Annotated in this window: 3 protein-coding genes and 3 pseudogenes; all 6 read left to right on the forward strand. The window is 35.5% G+C overall.

Annotated features, from left to right (window positions below; translation table 11 throughout):
* Positions 1 to 197: pseudogene (locus tag B3J44_RS17800) on the forward strand (AGE family epimerase/isomerase); the annotation flags it as partial.
* A gap of 94 nt (positions 198 to 291) precedes the next feature.
* On the forward strand, positions 292 to 3495 hold the full coding sequence (locus tag B3J44_RS17805) for a LamG-like jellyroll fold domain-containing protein (protein ID WP_286970058.1): 3204 nt from the start codon (positions 292 to 294) through the stop codon (positions 3493 to 3495).
* A 9-nt stretch (positions 3496 to 3504) separates the two neighbouring features.
* Positions 3505 to 4644, forward strand: coding sequence for an N-acetylglucosamine-6-phosphate deacetylase (nagA, locus tag B3J44_RS17810; RefSeq protein WP_286970060.1), 1140 nt, complete (start codon positions 3505 to 3507; stop codon positions 4642 to 4644).
* Positions 4645 to 4775: 131 nt separating this feature from the next.
* A pseudogene (locus B3J44_RS24245) lies at positions 4776 to 5570 on the forward strand (DMT family transporter); the annotation flags it as partial.
* Positions 5571 to 5737: 167 nt separating this feature from the next.
* Positions 5738 to 6952, forward strand: coding sequence for a hypothetical protein (locus B3J44_RS17825; RefSeq protein WP_286970062.1), 1215 nt, complete (start codon positions 5738 to 5740; stop codon positions 6950 to 6952).
* A pseudogene (locus tag B3J44_RS17830) lies at positions 6943 to 7175 on the forward strand (hypothetical protein); the annotation flags it as partial. The gene B3J44_RS17825 and the pseudogene B3J44_RS17830, both read left to right, overlap by 10 nt.

The raw sequence follows: 7175 nt of genomic DNA on the forward strand, positions 1-7175 counted from the left end.
AATGGCACAAAATGATTCATGATTACTCGTATAGTAAATTTCATGATAAAGAAAATGGAGAATGGTTTGGCTATTTGCACCGAGACGGAAGCGTAGCTCAAACTGCCAAAGGGAATCTTTATAAAGGACCATTTCATTTGCCTCGTCAGGAATGGTATTGTACACAAATATTAAACGAATATCTTGAGAAAAATTAAAGTCCACTTATCCTGATTTATCCGCCAGTCATCAAGTTTTTCGTTATTATTTTTTAATGCTTTTTAACCAATTTATAACCAAATATTAAAAACTATGAAAAATGTATTACGCTATTTTTGTTTGTGTTTGATGTGTTTATGCAGTATAAATACAAAAGCGCAAAGTGGTAAAGTTTTAAACCTTGACGGCACTTCAACTTATATGACAGTGGCAGATCATCCGGATTTAGACTTTGGTTCGGGTCAAAATAAAACCGTAACCTGTTGGATTAAAACAACAACCAATACTGGAACACCAAGAATTTTTGCTAAAAGAAATGGCACTTCAGGTAACGGATATGAATTTTGGACAGGAAACGGCACAAATGCAGGAAAATTTGCCATGAACATGAGTGGTACTGGAACTCCAGCAAACATTAGTACAGCAGGCTATTCTGCTAATTCTCTCGCAGACGGAACTTGGCATCATATTGCTTTGGTTATGGATGCCTCGAGTAACCGAACTATGTATGGATACATTGACGGAGTTTTAGCCAATACAGGAAAAACATTTACTTCTGTAACTTCCGATTTTTCTAATGCTGTAAGCTTCGTAATTGGTGCAACTTCAGACGCTTCCAACAGCTACAAATGGGCAGGACAGATTGATAACGTACGTGTTTGGAATAAAGCAATGACGGCAACTGAATTGCAAGCAGATATGACAGCAGTTGTTAATGGACCTGCGACAGATCTTTTGGCAGCATGGAATTTTGAAAATATAACCGGCACTTCGGTTCCAGATATTTCAGGAAATAGTCATACGGGAACTCTTTTTGGATCTGTTACTTTTCCAAATGCTTTTCCGATGGTTTTAAATTTAGACGGAGTAAATGATTATATGTTAGTTTCAAATCATAGTGATTTTAACTTGGCGGCTGGACAAAATTTAACCATAAGTTGCAGAATAAAAACGGGCGATTTCGGAAAACGTATTTTGAGCAAACGTCCAAATGGTTCTGGAATTGGATATGAATTTATAAATAATACTTCGGCAGGAGGAGGACAGTTTGGAGTAAATTTAACGACAAGCGCAGGAGCAGCGGGGCCGCCGTACGGGACTTCGAGTATTGCAGACAATGTTTGGCATCATTTGGCAATGGTAGTTGATGTTGCCACCACAAGCTGTAAAATTTATGTTGATGGCGTTTTGCAGCAAACTAAAACATCGTCTAACATTGGAGGAACAAATACAGTTTCAAATACAGGAGATTTATTTTTTGGCACGATAAGTAATTTTTCTTCTTATATGAATGCCCAAATCGATGACATTCGTTTTTGGAGCAAAGCTATGACTGCAGCAGAAGTTTTGACTGATAAGACAACTGCAATAACGGGAACAGAAACTGGATTAATTGCCGCTTGGGATTTTGAAAATATAAGTGGTAAAACGGTTCCAGATATTTCGGGGAATAATCATCCGGGAACATTAATGAATGGAGCTTCTGTTATTGCGCAGACTAATGAAATGCAAATAAATTCGATCTCTTTGATTCAGACAGAATTGCCAACAGGTTTAGGCGATACAGATCAGAGAATTATAGCGGTTAGAGCTTCTGTTTCGGGCAATTTAAATCCTTTGACGGTAAGTGCTTTAAAGTTTACGATGACAGGAACTACCAATATTAGCGACGTTACAAATATTAAAATATATTCAAGCGGAAGCACAGCAATTTTTAATCCGACAACAGCAACATTATTTGGAAATGTTACGCCGTCTAGCGGAAATCTTACTGTAAATGGATCAAAAGCATTGGCTTCTGGAGATAATTATTTTTGGATTACTTACGATGTTTCAACTGGAGCAACTGAAGGAAATTTATTAGATGCAACCTGCGAATCAATTGTTGCAAACGGAATAACTTATAATGTAACCTCAAATACAGTATCTGGAAACCGAGTAATATTATTAACCAATACGCTTTTATTTACGCCTGGAGATGCAGGTTCTGCAAGTTATCGTATTCCAGCAATCATCACTGCTGCCGATGGTTCGCTGGTAACGGTAACAGATAAAAGATGGAATGGCTCAGGAGATTTATCGGCAAAAATAGATCCTGTTGTGCGTAGAAGTACCGATAACGGAAAAACTTGGTCTTCACCATTAACAATTGCCAATTTTGGAGCGGCAACCGGAGCAGGAGATGCGGCTTTGGTCTTAGATAAATCGACAGGAGAATTATTGTGTTTAGTTTCTGCAGATAAAGGCTTTTTTGCTTCAACTAATGCGGTTCCTGCAAAGGTTTTGGTAATTCATAGTACGGATAACGGCGTAACTTGGGGAACTCCTGTAGATATTACGAGTCAGATCTACGGACCAAACCCAAATTGGAAAGGATTGTTTGTTGCTTCTGGCAGAGCACATCAATTACGTGATGGTAAAATTGTTGCCGCAATTGCAGTTCGAGAAAATGTTTCAGGAACAGAACGCATTAGTAATTATTTAATTACAAGTGCCGATCATGGAATTACTTGGACAGCATCGACAAATAGAGCAGAAATAGATGGAGATGAAGCAAAAGTGGTAGAATTGAATAACGGAAACATTATGATGAGTATAAGAAATCCGGGAACACGCCGTTTTAATATCTCGACAGATAAAGGAGCAACATGGGGAACAGCTTATAATCAAACAAGTATAACAGATCCAAATTGTGATGGTGATTTTATTCGTTATACTTCAACACTTGATGGTTACGATAAAAATCGCTTATTGCATTCAATTCCATTTTCAAGCAGCCGTAAAAATGTAAGCGTGCAAATGAGTACAGATGAAGGAATAACTTGGGGTTCGCCAAAAACAATATTTCCTGGAGCATCTGCTTATTCGAGTCTTACTATTTTGCCAGACGGAACAATTGGCATTTATTATGAAAATGGCGAAAGCTCAACTTATCAGATGTATTTTGTGCGTTTCTCATTAAACTGGCTTACAAGCGGAGCTGATACATTTTTGCCTCCATCAAGTTCTTTATCAGCAAAAAAAGTAATAGAAAATACTGTAATAGAAAACAACGAATTTAGTGTTGAAGTAAGTCCAAATCCTGTTAAGGATATAGTTAAAATTAAAGTAAATAATGCTTCTGGAATTGCTGCAATTAAATTATTCGATTTAACTGGGAAATTAATTCGAACTTCCGTTTTAAATTTGAACGAAAAAGAGATATCATTTTCATTGGCAGACCAGCCTCAAGGAATTTATCTTTTAAATGTAAAAGATTCAAATACTGGACTTAACAGTAAAATTATAAAGAAATAAAATTAAAACATGAAACAAGCAATTGTAAATGCGATTGTGCATACAGGAGATGAAGTAATTGAAAATGGAGCCGTAATTATTGAAAACGGAACTATTATTTCAGTACACCAAGAAATACCAAATGACATTGAGCAAATTAATTTGGGAGGAAATCATCTCGCTGCAGGATTTATAGATATTCAGATCAATGGAGGAGAAAAGTACTATTTCAGTCAGACTCCAAATGAAGAAACCATTCAGGATATTTATGATGCAAGCATGAAGTATGGCACAACACATGTTTTACCTTGTTTGATTTCTTCTTCGAGAGAAACTATTCTCAACGGAATTGAAGCAGTTCGAGAATACATGCAAAAGCACAAAAATGGCGTTGTCGGAATGCATTTGGAAGGTCCGTTTTTAAATCCGTTAAGACGTGGCGCCCACAGTATTGATCAGGTAAGAAAGCCAACGAATGAAGAACTAGAAGAAATAATCAGAAAGGGAAAAGATGTTATAAAAGTTATTACAATTGCGCCCGAATGTTTTACAGAAGAACAATTGAATATGCTAATCGAGAGCGGATTTACGATCTCGATTGGCCATTCGACCATAACACAAAAAGAAGCACAATTTTATTTCTCTAAAGGAATAAATCTTGTGACACATTTGTTTAATGCCATGACGCAGTTTGGCCACCGCGAACCAGGTTTGGTTGGAGCTGTTTTTGAAAATGAAGAAGTTTATGCTCCAGTTATTCTAGATGGAGCACATTGCGATTATGCTGCAGCAAAAGTAGCTTACAAGTTAAAACAAGAAAAATTCTTTCTAATAAGCGATGCAACTTTTTTAGGGCGAAAAGTAGCCAATTTTAAGTGGGACAATTTTGATGCGCATTTAGAAAACGGTTTTTACAGAAATGAAGACGGCAATCTGGCGGGAGCTACAATATCAATGACAGAAGCGGTGCAAAATGCTTACAATCATCTGAATGTTTCGGCTGATGAAGCAATAAAAATGGCAACTACAAGGGTAGCTTCTGCTATTGGTATGCAAGAAAAAATCGGGAAAATAAAGCCTGGTTTTCCTGCCAGTTTTGTCCAATTCAATGCTGATTTAAGTAAAATAGAAACGCTTGATTTTTCTAAAACCGACAGTTCTATTTCCTAATGATTAAAGAAAAAGTGTCTCCAATTTTAGGTAAATTTAAAGAACTCAAAATCATTTTTATCGGAATTATTTTTTCCTTTTTGTGGGCTTCTGCATCTACAGCTACAAAAATTTGACTTCATTCTGCTCAGCCTTTTGTAATTTCTATTTTTAGATTTCTAATCGCTGGATGCATTATGCTTCTTATTTCGCATCTTATAATGGCAAAACGTCTGCCCCAAAAAAAAGAATGGATTCAAATCAGTATTTATGGTTTGCTCAATATTACTTTTTATTTGGGTTTGTATGTTCTTGCTATGCAAAAAGTATCCGCTGGTTTAGGGAGTTTGGCAGTAGCAACTAATCCTGTTTTTATTGTTTTGATTTCGGCAGTTTGGTTATCTCATAAAATCGATTTTAAAAATATTATTAGCTTATTGCTTTGTCTTACAGGTGTTTTTTTTGCGGCCTATCCTTTATTACAAAGCAGCTTTGCAACTCCCAGCGGAATACTGATTCTTCTAGTTAGCATGATTGCATATTCATTAGGAACAATTTATTATTCTAGGCAAGAATGGAATGATTTGCATATTTTAACCATAAATGGCTGGCAAACCCTAATTGGAGCTGTATTTCTTTTTCCTGTCTTGGTTTTAACTTATAAATCAGATCAAAATAATTTAGATTTAAATTTCTGGTTTTCCACTTTTTGGCTGGCAATTGCAGTTTCTATTGGAGCCATTCAGTTTTGGCTTTATCTTTTAAAAATAAATCCGATAAAAGCTTCATATTGGCTTTTCTTGTGTCCAATATTCGGTTTTTTAATCGCTTACTTAGTTGTCGAGGAACCGTTGACTTTTTATACTTTTCTTGGTGTTGTTTTCGTAATATTAGGATTGTATATTAGCATTTCTTCAAAAAAAAATGAAAGAAAAATGACAAGATGAATGTTTGAAAATCAAAACATTAAAAGAGTTTTGGGTGTAGTAATAGTACACAAAAATTTACTATTAGTATACTTTATATTCATATTTTTCTTGCAATATGCTTGTTTTTATCGAGCATATTTATAGTTTTGCATGATATTTTAACCCCAAACCTACTTTACTTACTGATGAGAAAAAACACTCACTTTTTTGTATTTGCCCTATTGGCAAGTATTATTTTTGGCTGTAGTGACGATGGCGAAAACTACAAACCAAGTTACCTGCCGAGCATAGATGCTACAGCTTTACCCGCAGAAAATAAACCAATGACTATGTTTGAAGACGACGAAGATCCTTCAATCATGTACAATAAAGCAGATCGCTGGTTTAGAGTAAACGAACCTTTTCAAGTTATTTTAAAAGGAAAAGATTCTGTTCAAGTATCACTTTATTCTCCAGTTGGACTGACAGATGTTAAGGTGTACGCAAAATTGGCGAATTACGATAAGAAGTTTTTGCTTTTTAATTTTTCAAAAGTTCCAGCTTTTCATCGTTCGTTTCATAAAATTCCTTTAACGGAGCAGAAAAATGATTATTTGTTAGAAACAGGAAATACGGTAACAATCGATAAAATCGACGGATTTTCGTCTGGAGCAATTGAGTTTTTTATAGAATCGGAAGATCCTTTGTTTAAGAAAATAAAAAAGATAAAATCGACGCATTTAGTTCAGTTTCATGATGGATACCACATTAATGAATTGGGTAAATTTCTTCCAATGAATCCAGCTTTAGCAAAAGAAGCAATTACGATGATTATTAACTATTCGTATGCGTTAAGCCATCCTTTGTATTATGACACTTTCATCAACTTTGACAGATACAAACAAGAACAGGCAACGACTGCAGGGACAGCTATAAACGGTGCATTAAATTGGCATGGAAATGCAGAAGATGTTGATGGAGTTTACGATTACTATTCTAAAGAAGAAATCGAAAAAATATATTGGAACTATCTTGACAAAAGGACCGTTTGGATGGCTATGGTAGGAGGAGATTCTGCTTGGGGCGGAGGAAATCTGGCTTCGCAATGGGAATCGGGCTATGTAACTGGACATTGGGTTGGAGAAATGTCGGTTTGGTCGCACGAATATTCGCATCACATCGGTTTTAGCCATAGTAGTAATTTAGCAAATAGTGGTGAAGGCGGTGGCCAACAGGAAATGCTTACTCATTTTTATAAATACCTGATTTACTTAAACGATCTTCCGTTTACAGATCCAGAAGTTTTAAAAACATATGCAAAAACGGCTTATGTAAAAGGAACTTATAAAAAACCAGTATTTACCATTAATCCTAAAAATCCATTTTTGCTGAAATATAAAGGTGAAGGAAAATGGAACTAAAATATAAATTAAACATGAAACATATTCTGCCCCTAATTTTAGCGCTTTGTTTGTTTACAAATTGCAGTAAAGACGATGCAGCATCTAAAGATTATACCTATTATTATCCAACAGATGAAGCTTCTATTACTAACGAAAATATCCCAGGAAGCACAGAAGCATTTGATCCAAAAGGAATTGCAATTGCAAATGAGAAATTATACGTTATTAACGGAAATGTATT

Source organism: Flavobacterium sp. UBA4854 (assembly GCF_002399805.1).
Classification (GTDB): domain Bacteria; phylum Bacteroidota; class Bacteroidia; order Flavobacteriales; family Flavobacteriaceae; genus Flavobacterium; species Flavobacterium ginsengisoli.